At 31.6% G+C, this 19335-nt stretch carries 15 protein-coding genes, 1 tRNA gene and 1 other RNA gene; 12 read left to right on the forward strand and 5 right to left on the reverse strand.

Annotation, left to right across the window (positions count from 1 at the left end; translation table 11 throughout):
- Positions 1–124: 124 nt before the first annotated feature.
- From EK368_RS13510 to nuoE, 4 genes are all read right to left on the reverse strand, one after another.
- Positions 125–1252, reverse strand: a complete 1128-nt coding sequence (locus EK368_RS13510) for an HD-GYP domain-containing protein (RefSeq protein ID WP_129600566.1) — start codon at positions 1250–1252, stop codon at positions 125–127.
- Between the two features lie 171 nt (positions 1253–1423).
- A complete protein-coding gene (locus tag EK368_RS13515; protein WP_243109427.1) occupies positions 1424–3175 on the reverse strand; it encodes an NADH-dependent [FeFe] hydrogenase, group A6 in 1752 nt (583 codons plus the stop codon).
- Positions 3172–4896, reverse strand: coding sequence for an NADH-ubiquinone oxidoreductase-F iron-sulfur binding region domain-containing protein (locus EK368_RS13520; protein ID WP_479722772.1), 1725 nt, complete (start codon positions 4894–4896; stop codon positions 3172–3174). Before EK368_RS13520 ends, EK368_RS13515 begins: the two co-directional genes overlap by 4 nt.
- 2 nt (positions 4897–4898) lie before the next feature.
- Positions 4899–5411, reverse strand: a complete 513-nt coding sequence (gene nuoE, locus EK368_RS13525; RefSeq protein WP_243109428.1) for an NADH-quinone oxidoreductase subunit NuoE — start codon at positions 5409–5411, stop codon at positions 4899–4901.
- 160 nt (positions 5412–5571) lie between these two features.
- On the opposite strand from nuoE, the gene EK368_RS13530 reads away from it, so the two are divergent.
- The 10 genes from EK368_RS13530 to nifJ all read left to right on the forward strand — a co-directional run bounded on the left by EK368_RS13530 (position 5572) and on the right by nifJ (position 15965).
- Positions 5572–7152 (forward strand): ABC1 kinase family protein, encoded by a 1581-nt coding sequence (locus tag EK368_RS13530; RefSeq protein ID WP_129600570.1) that lies wholly within the window; start codon positions 5572–5574, stop codon positions 7150–7152.
- A gap of 77 nt (positions 7153–7229) precedes the next feature.
- A tRNA-Ser gene (locus EK368_RS13535) sits at positions 7230–7318 on the forward strand.
- A 22-nt stretch (positions 7319–7340) separates the two neighbouring features.
- Positions 7341–7605: signal recognition particle sRNA large type (gene ffs, locus EK368_RS13540), an RNA gene on the forward strand.
- Between the two features lie 227 nt (positions 7606–7832).
- A complete protein-coding gene (gene dnaX / locus EK368_RS13545; RefSeq protein WP_129600572.1) occupies positions 7833–9437 on the forward strand; it encodes a DNA polymerase III subunit gamma/tau in 1605 nt (534 codons plus the stop codon).
- 71 nt (positions 9438–9508) lie between these two features.
- Entirely contained in the window at positions 9509–9853 is a 345-nt protein-coding gene (locus tag EK368_RS13550; protein ID WP_129600573.1) for a YbaB/EbfC family nucleoid-associated protein, read from the forward strand.
- 53 nt (positions 9854–9906) lie between these two features.
- Positions 9907–10506: a recombination mediator RecR gene (gene recR / locus EK368_RS13555; protein ID WP_129600575.1), complete on the forward strand. Its 600-nt coding sequence runs from the start codon at positions 9907–9909 to the stop codon at positions 10504–10506.
- A gap of 156 nt (positions 10507–10662) precedes the next feature.
- Complete coding sequence (gene rbr, locus EK368_RS13560; RefSeq protein WP_129600576.1) at positions 10663–11247, forward strand: rubrerythrin; 585 nt, start codon at positions 10663–10665, stop codon at positions 11245–11247.
- Between the two features lie 110 nt (positions 11248–11357).
- Positions 11358–11651, forward strand: a complete 294-nt coding sequence (locus EK368_RS13565) for a YaaL family protein (protein ID WP_165000465.1) — start codon at positions 11358–11360, stop codon at positions 11649–11651.
- A gap of 96 nt (positions 11652–11747) precedes the next feature.
- Positions 11748–12020, forward strand: coding sequence for a pro-sigmaK processing inhibitor BofA family protein (locus EK368_RS13570; protein ID WP_129600578.1), 273 nt, complete (start codon positions 11748–11750; stop codon positions 12018–12020).
- A 426-nt stretch (positions 12021–12446) separates the two neighbouring features.
- On the forward strand, positions 12447–15965 hold the full coding sequence (gene nifJ / locus EK368_RS13575) for a pyruvate:ferredoxin (flavodoxin) oxidoreductase (RefSeq protein WP_129600579.1): 3519 nt from the start codon (positions 12447–12449) through the stop codon (positions 15963–15965).
- A gap of 39 nt (positions 15966–16004) precedes the next feature.
- Here nifJ and EK368_RS13580 read toward each other — a convergent pair whose 3' ends face one another.
- The gene (locus EK368_RS13580; protein ID WP_165000466.1) at positions 16005–16517 is read right to left on the reverse strand and encodes a GerMN domain-containing protein; all 513 of its coding nucleotides are present in this window, start codon (positions 16515–16517) and stop codon (positions 16005–16007) included.
- A 174-nt stretch (positions 16518–16691) separates the two neighbouring features.
- Between EK368_RS13580 and EK368_RS13585 the strand changes: the two genes are divergently transcribed.
- Positions 16692–17276, forward strand: coding sequence for a 50S ribosomal protein L25 (locus tag EK368_RS13585; RefSeq protein ID WP_129600582.1), 585 nt, complete (start codon positions 16692–16694; stop codon positions 17274–17276).
- Positions 17277–17529: 253 nt separating this feature from the next.
- On the forward strand, positions 17530–19335 hold a 1806-nt coding region (locus tag EK368_RS13590), incomplete at its 3' end, for a methyl-accepting chemotaxis protein (protein ID WP_165000467.1).

Raw genomic sequence — 19335 nt, forward strand, 5'->3', positions numbered from 1 at the left:
ACGTTTTTTAAGCAACGGAAATCTTGAATGAAATGAAAAGATTTCGTTGGCGCCATGAGTTTATGAATTTTATGACTTTGTCTACAAGCTAAGAGGAAGATGAATCTTCCTCTGTAAGCTATATTTATACTACTAATTCTTGAATATAAAAAGGCTTAGATGCGCTACTTAAATCTATAATTTTTTGATTAGATAAAAGTCTAATCATAGGCTTTTGAATGAATCTATGATTAATAAATACGATTTCACCTATTTCTTGATTTTTAAGCTTTACCTTTTGACCAATAAAGCAATCTCCAATACGTTGTAAAAATACGTATAATATTTTGGTGTCCAATTGATTTTTATAGGTAGTTTCCATTGTTTTAATAGTATCTAGGACTGTAGCACAAGATAAATTTTCAGAGGTAAGAGTATTGTAGGTATCTGCTACAGCGATGATTTTTGCAAAAAGAGGAATATCTTTCTCTTTCATATGTATAGGATATCCACTGCCATCTATTTTTTCATGGTGAGATAAAATAGATTGTTTGATTCTACTAGAGATAGATAAATAAGGTTCGACAATGTGGTAGCTATGAAAAACATGTTCTTGTATTTTCTTTTTTTCAAGAGCATTTAAAGGTTCTGTTTTATATAAAAGAGCTTTAGGAAGTTTTAATTTTCCAATGTCAGAAAAGATAGCCGCTAAAAATAATTCTTCTAGATCTTCATCTGCAAGATTCAACCATTTTCCAATACAGTAGCTTGTCAAAGCTACATGATAGCAATGTGTATAGATGGTTTTATCCATTTTTCGCATTATTTCTATAAGTTGAAAAATATTTGTACCAATAGAAAAGATCTTAAGATGCTCTTTTGTATGTTCTTGTAAAGTTCTATAAGTAATAGGCTTTCCACATAGTAGATGATTAAAGTCTGTATAAATACATTTTTTGGTTTGATTAAAGTTTTCTTTGAAGTTAATAATTTCTTCATCTCTTTTATTCTCTAGATCCATATTTTTAATATCAGGAATAATGAAATCCTCTTCATTTACTGATAACTCGTCTTGATCGTCTAGAATGTGTATATTTACAAAATGAATATCATAATTTTGTAAAAGGGAAATAACTCTTTCTAGGTCTTTTATGCAATAACCTTGATTTATTAATTTCTTTCCATCCTTGTTGATAACGTCTTGTCCAATGATCATATTTTCTTCTAATTTTTCTATATGAATATTTATTGTTTTTATTGTAGATTCTTTCATATATTATGCCTCCCATTTTATTTTAATATATAAATATAAATTCATGGAGAAGCATGAAAATCCTTTGGGAAATTTAACCCATTTTATATAGGACAAATGGGTAGGTTTACAGTCTCTTTGTCCTATATAAAGTGTGAATTTGTTGGTATGTAAAGTGTTTTGTAACTTTTATTATATTCTATCTTTTTTTTCATAATGTGTATGAAGAAGACGATGAGCTTTTTCTCCATAAGGCTGACCTAAAAATTCTTTATATAGCTTTAATACTTCAGCATTTTCATGAGATTTTCTTATTTTTTTATTTCTGTCTTCTTCGTAAAGAGCTTGTTGTCTTTTCTTTACAATTACATCATTTCCGTGATGAAAAGGTTGTCCTCCCCCTCCAATACATCCTCCAGGACAAGCCATAATCTCAATAGCATCATAAGGAGATTTTCCATCTCTTATTTTTTCAAGAATAATACGAGCATTTCCAAGACCATGGGCAATACCGATTCTAACATTTTGATCCTTTATTTTTATAGTAGCTTCTCGTATACCCTCCATTCCCCTTAATTGAGTAAATTCAACTTCTTTTAATTCTTCTCCTGTAATCCATTCATAGGCTGTACGCATAGCAGCTTCTATAACGCCTCCTGTTGTTCCGAATATAACAGATGCCCCAGTAGTTTCTCCTAATGGGTGATCAAACTCACTATCTGGAAGGCTTTTAAAATCAATTCCGGCTTCTTTAATCATAGCACCGAGTTCTCTTGTGGTAATGACAATATCTACATCTGTGTTATAATCTTTTGTAAGCTCAGGCCTTTTGGCTTCAGCTTTTTTTGCAATACAAGGCATAACAGATACTACGACTATGTTTTTAGGATCAAGATTGTACTTTTGTGCATAATAAGTTTTTACGATTGTTCCAAACATAATATGAGGAGATCTACAAGTAGAGGGAACGTCTAATAATTCGGGGAATTGATGTTCAATAAATTTAACCCAAGCAGGGCAGCAGCTTGTGAGCATAGGAAGAGTTCCACCATGTTCCATTCGATGAATAAATTCGGTGGCTTCTTCCATAATGGTAAGATCTGCTCCAAAATCTGTATCGAATACAGCATCAAAGTGCATTCTTTTAAGAGCAGTAACCATTTTTCCTGTAGCGATCGTTCCTGGATCTATTCCAAATAATTCTCCAATAGCTACTCGAATAGCAGGAGCTGTTTGTACTACTACATGTTTATTAGGATCAGCCAAGGCCTCCCATACCTTATCTGTATGGTTTACCTCTGTGAGAGCTGCAGTAGGGCATACAGATACACATTGACCACAATAAGTACAAGAAGATTCTGCCATAGGAATATCAAAGGCAGGACCTACAAATGCTTTAAAGCCACGACCAATAGCAGATAAAATTCCACAGGTTTGTACTTCATTACACATAGTCTCACATCTTCTACACATAATGCATTTATTAGGATCTTTTACGATGGCATCACTAGATAAATCTTTTTCAAATTTTTTTCTTTCTCCAATCCATTTTATTTCTCGTACTCCAAGCTCTTTTGCCAAAGACTGTAACTCACATTCTAAATTTTTAGGGCAGGTAAAACATTCATTAGGATGGTTAGATAACAAAAGCTCTATTGCCATCCTTCTTGTTTTTATAGCTCGTATAGAATTAGTATGAATTACCATACCTTCTGATACTTTTGTAACACAAGCAGGTACCAAAGAGTTTTTTCCTATTAATTCTACAGTACAGACTCTACAGGAAGCTACTTTGTTAGCAAGTTTTAAATCATGTAAATCTAGATGACATAAAGTAGGAATTTTGACTCCTGCTTTGTGAGCCGCTTCAAGGATTGTGATATCTTCTCTTACTTCTAACGGAATATGGTTGATATGAATATGAATCATGTTTTCTTTTGTCATATTTGCACCTCTCGATTTTTAGGGGTAGAAAGTTCTTTACATTCTTTAGTAGGACAAACTTTATCTTTTATATGGGAGATATATTCATCAGAGAAGTATTTCAAAGTACTTAAGATTGGATTTGGAGCAGTTTGACCTAATCCACAAAGGGAACCGTCCTTTATCATGTAAGCAAGTTGTTCTAGATTATCTAGGTTTTCCATGGTAGCTTCTCCATTTGTGATTTTTTGTAAATATTCATGCATCCTTTTTGTACCTACTCTACAGGGCGTACATCTTCCACAAGATTCATCCATAATAAACTCCATATAAAATTTTGATATATTTACCATGCAATTGGTTTCATCCATTACAATCATTCCACCAGATCCCATCATAGATCCTATTTCTGCTAAGTGTTCATAATCAATAGGAGTATCTAAATCTTTTTCTGTAATAACTCCTCCAGAAGGACCTCCAGTTTGTACAGCTTTAAATTTATGTCCTTTATGAATTCCTCCTCCTACATCGTAAATAATTTCACGAAGAGTGGTACCCATAGGTACTTCTACAAGTCCTATGTTGTTGATTTTTCCTGCAAGAGCAAATACTTTTGTTCCTTTACTTTCTTTGGTTCCTATAGATGAAAACCAATCAGGGCCATTTAAAATAATAGGAGGAATATTTGCAAAGGTTTCTACATTATTTACACATGTAGGACGGCTCCAATATCCTTCTTGAGCAGGATAAGGAGGTTTGTTGCTAGGTTCTCCACGTCTACCTTCTACAGAATTAATAAGAGCTGTTTCTTCTCCGCAAACAAAAGCACCTGCTCCATATTTGATGTTAATTTCAAAATTAAAGTTTGAGTTAAAAATATTTTCTCCTAAAAGTCCTAATTCTCTTGCTTGCTTGATTGAGATATTTAGTCTTTCTACAGCAAGAGGATACTCAGCTCTTATATAAATGATTCCGTGATTTGCACCAATAGCATATCCTCCAATGATCATAGCTTCAATAATACTGTGAGGATCTCCTTCGAGTATACTTCTATCCATAAAAGCTCCGGGATCTCCTTCATCAGCATTACAGATGATATACTTTATATCTCCCTCTGACTCACGAGTAAGCTGCCACTTAAGTCCAGTAGGAAAGCCTCCACCACCTCTACCTCTAAGACCAGATTTTTTTATTAGATCTATGACTTCTTCAGGAGATTTTGCAAGTGCTTTTCCTAAAGCTTCATATCCAGAAAATGCAACGTATTCATAAATATCTTCAGGGTTAACTCTACCACAATTTCTCAAAGCAATACGTAGTTGCTTTTTATAGAAGGGAATGTCTTTATGTTTATGTATTCTTTCTTCGTTTGTAGGATTTTTATACAACAATCTTTCTACTTGATGACCTCCTATAATATGTTGATCAATAATATCTTTAGCATCTTTTGGGACAACTTTTACATAAAATATATTGTCAGGTTGTATTTTTACAATAGGACCTTGTTCACAAAAGCCAAAACAGCCTGTCTTGATGATATTTACTTTGTGATCATAGCCTCTTGCTTTTAAAATAAGATTGAGATTTTTAATAAGTTGATTGCTATCGCTTGCTATACAGCCTGTACCACCACAGACTAAAATATCCTTTTGATCATCGTAGATAGCTTCATTAGGATTTCTTAGGTATACTTTTTTAAATGATTTTTCTTTTAACTTTTCTAAAGTATGGATAGAATCTATTTTCAAATTGAATCCTCCTTTCTATAGGTGTTGATAATATGTTCCACATCTTCTAGAGTTACTTTTCCATAAACCTTTTCATCTACCATAACTACAGGAGCAAGACCGCATGCACCAATACAGCGAACGTTGTTTAAAGTGAAAAGACCATCTTTTGTAGTTTCTTGAGAGTTAATATTTAATTTTTCCTTAAAGGCTTGAAATATTTCATCAGAGCCTTTCACAAAGCATGCAGTTCCCATACATACACTAATTGTATGTTTCCCTTTAGGGCTTGTAGTAAAATAAGAATAAAAGGTAACGACTCCAAAAACTTCAGCAGCTGGAATTCCTATTTTTCTAGCTACAAAAAGTTGGACATCTCTTGGAAGATAACCAAATAAATCCTGTGCTTTATGAAGAATTTCAATCAATGCACCTCTTGCAGTATCTAGACTATCTATATAAGATGATAGTTGTTCAAATTTCTCTCTTGGAAGGTCTGAATGAGGAGGTTCTATTTGAACATTAGGCATAAGCATCAATCCTTTCTAATGGTTTTCTTTGTATAATTTTACCCAGTTGATAATTGTTCATGCATAAAGAGTTGAATTGTTTTAAAATTATAGAGTGACATGGAAGAATAATGATTATAATATTAAAATAAAGATAAAAAAAGAGAGGTATGTATAGGAGATGAATACAATCAATGAGAGAAAGAGAATCAAAGAAATTATTTCTGTATTTATAAAATATGGAATAAAAAAAGAACCTATGACTCCTCAAAATGCAAGAGAGGCTTTAGAAGAATTAGGACCTACCTTTGTAAAAATAGGACAAATTTTATCAACAAGACCAGATATATTACCACAAGAGTATATTTTGGAGTTTGAAAAACTTCAAGATCAAGTAAAAGCTGAAAAATTTGAAGATATTCAAAATCTTATTGAGAAAGAATTAAAAAGACCTATAAAAGAGGTGTTTCCGTATTTAGAACAAGAACCTATTGCATCAGCTTCTATGGCTCAAGTACATCTAGCTTGTACACAAAATGGCGAACAAGTAGTTTTAAAAATACAAAGACCCTTTGTAAAAGAAGTAATGATGAGTGATATTGCTCTTTTAAAAAAACTTACAAAGATAGGAAAGTTTACTCCACAAAAAAATGTAATAGATTTTAATGAAGTTATAGATGAAATAGGAGAAATGATGCAAAAAGAATTAGATTTTTTTAATGAAGCAGATAATATAAAAAAATTCTATGAAAAAAATAAAAATATAAAACATGTGATTTCTCCTAGAGTTTATAAAGAATATACAACCTCTAATATTTTAGTAATGCAGTACATAAAAGGAATCAAGATTAGTAATATTGATGATTTAAAAAGAAATGGATATGACTTAAAAGAAATTGCAAAAGATCTTATACATCATTATATGAAACAGGCATTTGAGGATGGATATTTTCATGCTGATCCTCATCCTGGAAATTTATTAATATCTAATCAAAAAATTGCGTATATAGATTTTGGCATGATGGGTAGTTTAGATGAGGAAATGAAATATAAACTTAATGATCTATTATATGCATCCGCTACAAAAGATATAGAAAAGATTACTCAAACTGTTGTAAAAATAGGAATAAAAAAAGGAAAAATACAGATAAATAGATTGTATTCTGATATTGAAGAAATTTATAATAAATATGTTCAACAAAGTATAGCGGATATTGATTTTTTGCAATTTATTAATGAAATATTTAAGGTAAGTAAAAGAAATAATCTTGCGATGCCCAAAAATATTACTATGTTTTTAAAAGGGATGATGACAATTCAAGGAGTTGTACAAAAGCTTGATCCAAAGATGAATATGATGGATGCAGCACTTCCTTATATAAAAGAATATATTCTTTTTAAAAGAGATTTTAGCCAAGATCTTATAGAACAAATTGAAAATATATATCAATTATCTAAGTCTGGATTAAAGATCCCAATCAAGAGTCTAGAACTTATTAATAGTGTATTAGCAGGAAAGTTAAAGGTAAAGATAGAACATGCTCATATGGAAGAAACTATAAGAGAATTAAGTAAGATGGCAAATCGAATTGTATTTGCGCTTATTATTTCTTCTATTGTAGTGGGTTCTTCTTTAGTGATTACTGCAAACGTAGGACCAAAGATTTATGATATGTCATTTTTTGGACTGATCGGATATTTAAGTGCAGCGATTATGGGAATATATCTTTTGATAATGATTCTTAGGAATGAAAAGATGTGATGATTTGGCATGTAATGTAAAAATTAGGTGCTTGTCATTTGCACCTAAATATGATATATTAGTATATGTTCCGCTATGGAGAGATGTCCGAGTTGGCTAAGGGGCACGCCTGGAAAGCGTGTAAGGCTGCAAGGCCCCGCGGGTTCGAGTCCCGCTCTCTCCGCCAATGAAAAAGTTTATAAAGTTTGCTGTGCTAGATGGGGAGGTAGCGGTGCCCTGTAACCTGCAATCCGCTGTAGCAGGATTGAATGCCTATCGACGGTTTGTTACTGTGAAGTCTGCCCTGTATAAGTGGCGATGAAGATTGGGTCCTGCGCAACTAGAACTCATGAACCCCGCCAGGTCCGGAAGGAAGCAACGGTAAGTGGGCACTCTGGTGTGCCGTAGGGGAGCCTGAACCGAGTTAACTGTACAGGTTACGTTTGTAGTAGCCTATCAACGATAGGTGCACAGCTTTACATAAAATACTTACATGTAGAAAAAACTACATGTTTTTTTATATTAATTAGAATGGTATAGAAAAGTTAAAAGTGTTAACTATTTTAGAAGATTAAAGTTTCTATAAATTTTAAGCAACAAAAATTCTGAATGAAATGAAAGAATTTCGCTTAGGCTATGAGTAGTTGTGATAGCGACATGCGAATTTTGCTTATTAGGATATATGAAAGTAGGTGTATGATATGGCATATATGGCTCTTTATAGAAAATGGAGACCTCAAGTTTTTGAAGATGTAATAGGACAGGAGCATATTATAAAGACTTTAAAAAATCAAATCAAAAATAATAATATTGCTCATGCCTATCTCTTTTGTGGGACAAGAGGAACAGGAAAAACTTCTACAGCCAAGATATTTGCAAGAGCAGTCAATTGCATTCACCCAAAAGAGTACAATCCATGTAATACATGTGAAAATTGTAGTGGAATATTACATGAAAATATTATGGATGTAATAGAAATAGATGCAGCTTCTAATAATGGAGTAGATGACATTAGAGAATTAAGAGAAAATGTACAATATCCACCTACTAATGCAAAATATAAAGTATATATTATAGATGAGGTTCATATGCTCTCAACTGGTGCTTTTAATGCTCTTTTAAAAACACTAGAAGAACCTCCTAGTTATGCCGTATTTATTCTAGCTACTACAGAGCCTCATAAGATTCCAGCAACGATTTTATCAAGATGTCAGAGATTTGACTTTAAAAGAGTAAAGGAAGAAGATCTTGTAGATCGAATGAGTTATATTTGTACTCATATGCATATTGAGATAGAGGAGGAAGCTCTTCGTCTTATTGCAAGAAATTCAGATGGAGCCATGAGAGATGCTTTAAGCATATTAGATCAATGCATATCCTTTGAGTTGGGTAAAATCACTTATGAACATGTAATAGATCTTTTGGGAACTGTAAGTGATGAGTACTTATTTAAAATAGTAGAAGCTATTACCAATAGAGAGACTCAAAAGATTATAGAGCAAATTGAAGAAATAGTATATTTAGGAAAAGATATACAACAATTTATAAAAGATTTATTACAGCATTATAGAAATCTTATGATGACGAAAGTATCGGATAAGCCAGATCGAATTATTCATATGTCTAAAGAAAATATACAAAGACTTATAGAACAAGGAAATAAAATACATATGAATGAGATTGTCAGAGCTATTAAAGAGTTGTCAGATACATTAGCAGAAGTCAAATGGACTACTCAGCCACGTGTTTTTTTAGAAATTTCTATTATCAAACTTTCTAAACCTCAAATGGATATATCCATAGAGGGATTAGTAGAGAGAATTGCCCATCTAGAACAAATTATTCAATCAGGTAAATTTCATATAGATGTAAAGGAAGAACCAGCTAAAGATTCCAAAGCTTTAGATGAAAAAAGAGAAGAAAAACATGAGAATCTTTCTGTGAAAAGGATTCCATTAGAATCTTTAAAAAAAGGGTGGACTCAAATTTTACAAGTGATAAAGAAAAGAAAAATTTCCGTTTATGCAGTTTTAATGGAAGGACAACTTGTGGAGGTTTCAGAAAATCAACTTATTGTATCTTTTAAACAAGGATATGGATTTCATAAAGAAGCATCAGAGAAAAGTCCTTATAAGGACTTTATTGAAGATGTTGTTGCAGAGATGGTAGGGCAAAAGCTATATTTAAAATGTATTATGGAAGATGAACTTAATCATATGCCCAAAGGAGAACGGTCTAAAGAAGATGAAGAGATACAAAAGATTATAGAGCTATTTGGAGAAGATAAGGTTGAAATTATAGAGTAATGAATTTGTATAATTACCTATCTATATATGGTATAATATAGTGAAAACTTTCTAGAAATGGAGGAGAGACTATGGCAAAAGGTAAGGGCAAAATGCCAATGATGCCTGGAAATATGAATAATATGTTAAAGCAAGTACAAAAGATGCAAAAAGACATGGAAAAAATGCAAGGAGAATTAGAAGAAAAAGAAGTAGAAGCAAGTGCTGGTGGTGGAGCAGTTACTGTAAAAGTAAACGGAAAAAAAGAAGTTTTAGATATAAAGATTGAGCCACAAGCAGTTGATCCAGATGATGTTGAAATGCTACAAGACTTAATTATAGCTGCTGTGAATGAAGCTTTAAGAAAAGCTGAAGAGATGATGTCTAAAGAAATGGGAAAAATTACAGGAGGAATGAACGTTCCAGGTTTATTCTAGGTTGCCGAGCCTTAAGGCTCGGTTTTTATGTATAAATAAGAGAGGTGATGAATATGAATTATTACCCAGCACCTATTGCAAAGCTTATAGACGAGTTTTCTAGACTTCCTGGTATTGGAAGAAAAACTGCACAAAGACTTGCTTTTCATGTTTTAAATGCGAATATAGAAGATGCACAAAATCTGTCTCAAGCTATTGTAGATGCCAAAACAAACACTAGATATTGTTCTGAGTGTGCAAATATCACAGATATGGACCCTTGTCATATATGTAGAAGCACCCATAGAGATCAAAACTTTATTTGTATAGTAGAAGATCCTAAAGATGTGATTGCTATGGAAAAAACAAAAGAGTTTGAGGGAGTATACCATGTACTTCATGGAGCCATATCTCCTATGGAGGGAATAGGACCTGAGGAGATTAAAATCAAAGAGCTTTTGATGAGAATACAAGGAAAAGAAATAAAAGAAATTATTTTAGCTACAAATCCTACCATAGAGGGAGAAGCAACGGCTATGTATATTTCAAAGCTCATAAAACCACTAGGAATCAAAGTTACTAGAATTGCTCATGGGATTCCCGTAGGAGGAGATTTGGAATATGCAGATGAAGTAACTTTATCAAAAGCATTAGAAGGAAGACGAGAATTATAAAATTTTATAAAAAATCATAGAAAAGGTATAAGAAAATACCTTTTCTATGATTTTTTACATATAATAAAAGCTGTATCTCTTGAGAGAGAAAATAAAAGTGTTATATACTTTAAAAAGGGTATATGATAATAGAGAAAAAATAGGAGGGGACTTTTTATGAAATCTTTAAAAGGTACAAAAACTGCTCAAAATTTAATGAAATCATTTGCAGGAGAATCACAAGCAAGAACTAGATATACTTATTATGCATCTACAGCAAAAAAAGAAGGATATGTACAAATATCTAATTTGTTTTTAGAAACTGCTGAAAATGAAAAAGAACATGCCAAAAGATTTTTCAAATTTTTAAATGAAAGTTTAATGGGAGATATGGTGGAGATTCATGCAACTTATCCAGTTGGATTAGGAGATACAAAACAAAATCTTTTATGGGCAGCTGAAGGAGAAAATGAAGAATGGTCAGATCTTTATCCTCATTTTGCAGATATTGCAGATGAAGAAGGATTTCCTGAGATTGCAGTAGCATTTAGAAAAATAGCTGAAGTAGAAAAGCATCATGAAGCAAGATATAGAAATCTTCTTGAAAATATTAATAATAATACAGTATTTAAAAAAGATAAAGTAGTAAAATGGAAATGTAATAATTGTGGATATATTCATGAAGGAGAGGAGGCACCAAAATTATGTCCTGCCTGTATACATCCACAAGGACATTTTGAAGTTTTTGTAGAAAATTATTAAAAGATTTTTTTGGATTACTAATTATAAATTCCCCCAATTAAGAAGTTTTTAAGTATAATCAATTCCAAAAATGGATAAGATATACATATAAGTGAGATTGGGGGGATTTCATGAGAAGAGGAGAACGTCGTGTAGAAAAAAATGAAAATGGATTTTTTAATATGATCTCAGATGCTTATGCACAAGTCTTCCATGGGGAAGATATAAGAACTGAAGAAGATAAGATGATCGATACCATTAAGTCTGCTCATGAAGATTGGAGAAATGCAGAGGCTTTCTTTCAAAATGTGACAGATCCAGATTTAGTTGATTATGCAATTTACAGAGTAGAAGCGGCAAAAACAAGATACACATATTTGATGAGAGTAGCAAGAGAACAGGGGATCAAAGCATCTATGCAGTAAAAGGCAGGAATTTTCCTGTCTTTTTTGTTTGATAGAAATCATATTCTTGATATAATGATTATATAATAAATTAAGATGAAAAAAGGAGGGGGAAAAATGGGAATGGGTATAGAATTAAATATACTTTTGGCGTATGCCTTTGGACTAATTCTTTTATATATTTTAGGATATATCTTGTTAATACCTATAAAATTGATTATGAAGTTTATGTATAATGGAATCGTTGGAGGAATTATGCTGGTGATTCTTAATTTTATAGGAGGATTTTTTAATTTACATATTGGAATTAATCCTATGACTGCATTGGTAGCAGGATTTTTAGGAGTTCCGGGAGTAATATTAATGGTTGTTTTACAATACTTATTATAATGAATAAGAGGAAAGAAAAAAGTACACTAATATTGAATGATATTTAAGGTGTGCTTTTTATAATGCATAGAAAATTATAGTTTGTTTATAAAAATTATTAAAAAATACACTGAAGAATAAGGAATGTTTTAAGATATTGACACTGTTTTTTTATTCTGTTATACTAACCGAAGAGAGCTGTTATAATGATAAATGTCAATATATATCAAAAAATATCGAAACTGTTTCAAAAAAAACAAAACTATATTAATACAGAGACGTAGAGATAACGTTGTCATAGCACAGAAAAGTTTAAAATGTATATATGTTTAGAAAATAAAAACAAATCTTTATTTTACATCAAAAAAAGTGAAAAGCTAGAAATTTTCTAGAAAATGTAATACAATGAAAAAAAAGCTTCTAAAACATTACTAAGGGGGAAGTATGATGGCAAAGAAAATGAAAACTATGGATGGTAACACAGCTGCTGCATATGTTTCATATGCATTTACTGATGTTGCAGCAATTTATCCGATTACACCTTCATCTAATATGGCAGAATTTGTAGATGAATGGGCTTCTCATGGACAAAAAAATATTTTTGGACAAGAAGTAAAGGTTACTGAAATGCAATCTGAAGCAGGCGCAGCAGGCGCAGTTCATGGATCATTAGCAGCAGGAGCATTAACTACTACATTTACTGCTTCACAAGGGTTACTTCTTATGATTCCTAATATGTATAAAATTGCAGGAGAATTACTTCCAGGAGTATTTCATGTAAGTGCTCGTGCTGTAGCAAGTCATGCGTTATCTATTTTTGGAGATCATTCAGACGTTATGGCTACACGTCAAACTGGTTTTGCACTTTTAGCATCTGCAAGTGTACAAGAAGCAATGGATTTGGCAGGTGTTGCACATTTATCAGCGATTAAAGGTAGAGTGCCATTTCTACATTTCTTTGATGGATTTAGAACTTCTCATGAAATTCAAAAAATAGAAGTAATTGATTATGAAGATTTTGCAAAACTTGTAGACTATGAAAAAATAAAAGAATTTAGATGCCATGCTCTAAATCCAGAACATCCTGTTACTCGAGGTACTGCACAAAATCCTGATATTTTCTTCCAAGCAAGAGAAGCATCAAATAGATACTATGAAGCAATTCCAGATATTGTAGCAGATTATATGAAACAAATAGAAAAAATTACAGGAAGAAGCTACAAGCCTTTTGATTACATAGGAGCTCCTGATGCAGATAGAGTAATTGTTGCAATGGGATCTGTAACAGATGCAATTGAAGAAACTGTTGAGTATCTTCAGGCAAAAGGAGAAAAAGTAGGAGTTATGGTAGTGCGTCTTTACAGACCATTCTCTGAAAAATATTTCTTTGATGTACTTCCAAAGACTGTTAAAAAGATTGCAGTGTTAGATAGAACAAAAGAACCAGGAGCAATAGGGGAGCCATTATATTTAGATGTACGTTCACTATTTTATGACAAAGAAAATGCTCCAATTATTGTGGGTGGACGTTATGGACTTGGTTCTAAAGATACTACACCTTCTCAAATTAAATCTGTATTTGATAACTTATTGTTAGATCAACCTAAAAATGGATTTACTATTGGTATTGTAGATGATGTAACGCATACATCGCTTGAAATAAAAGAAAATATCTCAGTAGCTTCAGAAGGAACAATTAGATGTAAATTCTGGGGATTAGGATCTGATGGTACAGTAGGAGCAAATAAAAGTGCTATTAAGATTATTGGAGACAATACAGATATGTATGCACAAGGATATTTTGCATATGATTCTAAAAAATCTGGTGGAGTAACTGTATCTCATTTAAGATTTGGTAAAAAACCAATCAAATCTACTTATTTAATTAGTGATGCAGATTTTGTATCTTGTTCAACTCCTGCATATGTAAATCAATATGATTTATTAGATGGATTAAAGGATGGAGGAACATTCCTTTTAAACTGTAGATGGACAGTAGAAGAATTAGAAGAAAAACTTCCTGCATCTATGAAAAAATATATCAAAGATCACAATATTGACTTTTATCTTATGGATGCAACAGCTATTGCTGAGGAAATTGGTCTTGGAAGAAGAACAAATATGATTATGCAAGCAGCATTTTTTAAACTAGCTAAAGTGATTCCTATTGAAAATGCTGTACAATATTTAAAAGATGCTATTTTAAAAACTTATGGTAAAAAAGGTGAAAAAATTGTAAATATGAACTATGCAGCTGTAGATCAAGGAATAGGTGCATTAGTAAAAGTAGAGATTCCAGATTCTTGGGCAGGCGCACAAGAGGAAGCTGCAGCAACATCAGAGGCACCCGCATTTATAAAAGATGTATTAAGACCTATGAATGCACTAAAGGGAGATTATCTTCCTGTAAGTACATTTGAAGGAAGAGAAGATGGAACTTTCCCACATGGTACAGCAGCTTATGAAAAACGTGGTATTGCCGTAAATGTTCCTAATTGGATCAAAGAAAATTGTATTCAATGTAATCAATGTTCATTTGTTTGTCCTCATGCTGCGATTAGACCAATACTTTTAGACGAAGAAGAAGCAAGTAAAGCACCTAAAGGGTTTGAAATGGTTCAAGCTAGTGGAAAAGGACTTGAAGAATATAAATATCGTATGCAAGTAAGTTCGCTAGATTGTACTGGATGTGGAAACTGTGCAGATATTTGTCCTTCAAAACAAAAAGCATTAGTGATGGAACCTATTGAAGAACAAGCAGAAGTACAAGTTCCAAATTGGGATTATGCAATGACTGTTTCTCCAAAACAAAATCCAATGAATAAAGAAACGGTAAAGGGAAGTCAATTTGAACAACCACTTCTTGAATTCTCAGGAGCCTGTGCTGGATGTGGAGAAACTCCATATGCAAAAGTAATTACTCAATTGTTTGGAGATCGAATGATGATTGCCAATGCAACAGGATGTTCTTCTATTTGGGGAGCTTCAGCACCAGCCACACCTTATTGTAAAAATGCACAAGGCAAAGGTCCTGCTTGGGCAAATTCATTATTTGAAGATAATGCTGAGTATGGATATGGTATGGCTATGGGCGTAGAACAAATGAGAAATAAAATAAAAGATTTAATGAATGAATTGATTTCTTTAGATATAGATAAGGAGATTAAAGCTCCGTTTGTAGAATGGTTAGAAAATATAGATGATGCACAAATGTCTAAAGCAGCAACAGCAAAAATCCTTCCAATACTTGAAAATTGCGAAGATGAAAAAGCAAAAGACATATTAGCACAAATCAAAGAAAAGAAAGATTTCTTAATCAAAAAATCTATTTGGATTATTGGTGGAGATGGATGGGCAAATGATATCGGATATGGAGGATTGGATCACGTTCTAGCTTCTGGAGAAAATGTAAATGTATTAGTATTTGATACAGAAGTTTATTCAAATACTGGTGGGCAGTCTTCAAAAGCAACTCCTACAGCAGCTGTAGCTAAATTTGCAGCATCTGGTAAAAAGATTAAGAAAAAAGATCTTGGTATGATGGCTGCAAATTATGGTTATGTATATGTAGCTCAAGTAGGTATGGGAGCAGATAAAAATCAGTTTATGAAAGCGATCTTAGAAGCTGAAAAGTATGATGGACCATCTCTAATCATTGCTTATGCACCATGTATCAATCATGGATTAAGAGAAGGTATGGGAAGAAGTCAAGATAATATTAAAAAAGCTGTTGATTGTGGATACTGGCATTTATACAGATACAATCCAACTCTTAAAGAAGAAGGTAAAAATCCATTTATATTAGATTCTAAAGAGCCAAAAGCAAGCTTTAGAGAATTTATTGATGCACAAGTAAGATATAGTTCACTTAAGAGACAATTTCCAGATATTGCTGAAGAATTATTTGAAAAAGCTGAAAAAGATGCAAAAGAAAAATATGAAAATTATAAAAAATTAGCACAATAAATAAAAAAGTGTGAGATGTAAAGTCTCACACTTTTTTATTTAAAGCTCACTGTCCTTTGTAAAAGGATTGCTGGTATCGTAGTGTCCTAAAAGAGTATCTGTTTTTTGACCATCTACTAAAAATTGAACTTTTTCTATATCTTCAACAGAAGTTAAAGAGTATACGATTTGACCAATGATAAAAAGTTCTTGTAAAGATCCGCCATTTAAATTTTGTGACGAAATATTTACATAAGCTAGTGTATCTTCTACTTTTACATCTAAAAAATTCAAATCAGAAACAAGGGTTTGTATATTTTTATCATCAGGTGTTTTTTGAAGTTCTTTTAAAATAGACATGAACAAATCTTCATTTTTTTGAAAATTCTTGTTAACCTTCGTAAACTTTTCTTTGCTTTCATCTCCTGTACTGATGTACTCCTCGTTTGCATAATATAAAGAAGCTTCTATTTCTTTTTGTGCGGGTTCTTTAGTTGTAGGTGATTTAGAACCTTTAGGAGTACAACCAATTGCTAAAAGCGTTATAAGTACAAAACATATCCATTTTTTCATATGATCCCTCCTTGTATTTGTTTCTATTATACCATTAATCATAAAAAATAATCTATCCTGCAAAAATAATTTTAAAATGAATGAATATCTGTCAAAAAAACAAAAATTTGAAAAATTTATAAAAATCTGGTTTAATATATATGGGATACAAAATAATCTAGAGGGGGAGATAAAATGGCAAAACCATTATTAAAAGCACAAGAAAGAGAAATGAACACAAAAAAATCATCCAAAGGACTAAGGAAAGAAGGTTTTATTCCTGCTGTACTTTATGGAAGGAATAAAAATACAAAAAGAGTTCAATTTAATAAATCAGAAGCAGAGAAAGTTTTAAATACCTATGGAGTTGGATCAAATGTTGAAGTAGAAATAGAAGAAAAAATTAAAACTGCTATTGTTAAAGAAATTCAAAGACATACTACAAAACTACATATACTACATATAGATTTGCAAGAATTGGAAGCAGATGAAAAAGTAAGAGTTAAACTACCTATTTATTTGACTAATAGAAATAAAATAAAAGATACTACTGTAGTACTTCAACAGCAAATGGAAGAAATAGAAATTCAAACATATCCTAAATATCTTCCTCAAAGTATAGAAATTGATGCATCTAAAATGCTATTTGGAGAACCTATACTAGTAGAACATTTAGATATATGGAAAAATGAAAATATAGAAGTGTTGAGTGAACCAGAAGAAGTCATTGCATTACTTACAGGAGTGAGTAAAATAGAAACAACATCTGAAGAGGAGTAAGATATAATAAAATTTTAAACCTGCAGATCAAAAGGACAGTCCTATGATTTATATTTTTAAGTCATTAGAACTGTCCTTTTGATTTTAAATTTAGTTTTAAAGTGTTTATAAAGATAGAAAAGTGAATATATATTTTACAATATTAGAAAAAATTACAACCGTCAATATAGGTAAAATGAATAAACGAATTGTCTGTTTATGTCGAAAATTGTAATAGAAAAAGATTTTAAATAAAAGGAGGATTTTAATTATAATGAAGAAAGATATGAATATTGCAAACAAATTACTAGCAGTAGTATTGTCTGTAGCGATTATGATCTTTGTATTTACTGGAATATTTATTAATAGTAGAGTAAGCAACATGGTAAATGAACTAGCTATGAAACAAATTATGAATGAAGCAAATAATATAGGAGCTAATGTAGAATCTTTTTTTTCTAAGAAATATTCTATTACTCCAACTATGGCATACACACAAAATGTCATAAACTATATAAAGGCAACAGAAGGGGTAGAAGATCGAAGATCAGTAAAACAGATAGAAGGTTATGAAGCAATTCTAAATACATTGCAAAGAATAAAAAATTCTGATAAAGATTTAGGATTGGTGTATGTAGCATTAGAAAAGAATAAAAATTTTATTAGTGAAGATAGAAATTATGAAGTAGCAGAGGATTATGATTTATTAAAAAGACCTTGGTATACAGATACAGTTAAAAATGGTGAGACGTATTTTTCATCTCCTTATACAGATAGTGTTACAGGAAAATTAGCAGTAACTGTAGCTACACCTATATTTGAAGAATCTAGATCCATAGGAGCTACGGCTATTGATATCTATATAGATCAATTAGGAGAAATATTATCACAATATAAAGTGGGTGAAAATAGCCATGCAATATTATTAGATCAACAAGGAAATGTGGTGTATCATCCAGATGAAAATAAAGTTTTAAAAGTAAATATGACAAAAGAACCAGGCGAAATAGGGGAGATTGCACAAAGTATGATCAAAGGAGAAACGGATGTAAAACGATATACTATCAATGGAGCAAGTAAATATATGGCATATACGCCTATAGAACTAAATGGATGGTCAATAGGTATGACAATAGATGAAAATTATATATTAGAGTATGTGAAAAAAGTTAGAAATATGGTAATTCTAATATATACATTTAGTTGTATTGTTTTAAGTGTAGTTATTTTCCTTTTCACTAAGAAAACTCTTAAAAATGTGCCTAAGATTTTAGATGGATTAACTTCTGTTTCGAAGGGAGATTTGTCTGTAGAGTTAAATATAGATTCTAATGATGAAATAGGAGAAATTTCTACTACTTTTAATATTATGGTAAATAGTATAAAAGAATTAATTCGTAAGGCAAATCATATTAGTGAGGAAGTATCAAAATCTGCAACTAATTTAGCTGATTCATCTGAGCATACAAACATGTCTATAGAAGAAGTAACAAGAGCGATTGAAGAGATTGCAAAAGGAGTAAGTGAACAAGCACAAGATACTGAAAAAGGAGCTTTGTTAGTTTCTAATTTAGATGATCAATTTAAGAGACTGATAGAAGATAATGAGGACATGTCGTATTCTGCAAAAAGTGTAATAGATGTAAGTCAAGAAGGAATCAATGCAGTAGATGAATTAAAGCAAAAAACAAATTTGAACAATCAATCTACTATAAAGATAGAAAAAGTTATTTATGAACTAGAAGAAAAATCAAAAAATATAGGGGATATGATAGAAACCATCAACTCTATAGCAGAACAAACAAATTTATTAGCACTCAATGCATCTATTGAAGCTGCACGTGCAGGAGATGCAGGAAGAGGTTTTGCAGTAGTAGCAGATGAAATAAGAAAGCTTGCTGAAGGGTCAAGTAAATCTGCAGAAGAAATTAAGAAAGTAGTAGGAGGCATACAAAATCAAGCCAATGAAAGTGTAAAAACCATGAAAGAAGTAAAAGAAATATCACAAGAGCAATCAAAAGCAGTAATAGATGTAAATGAATCTTTTGACCATATCTATAGAGCAGTTCAAAATATTACG

The organism is Anaerophilus nitritigenes (assembly GCF_004138215.1).
GTDB lineage: Bacteria > Bacillota > Clostridia > Peptostreptococcales > Thermotaleaceae > Anaerophilus > Anaerophilus nitritogenes.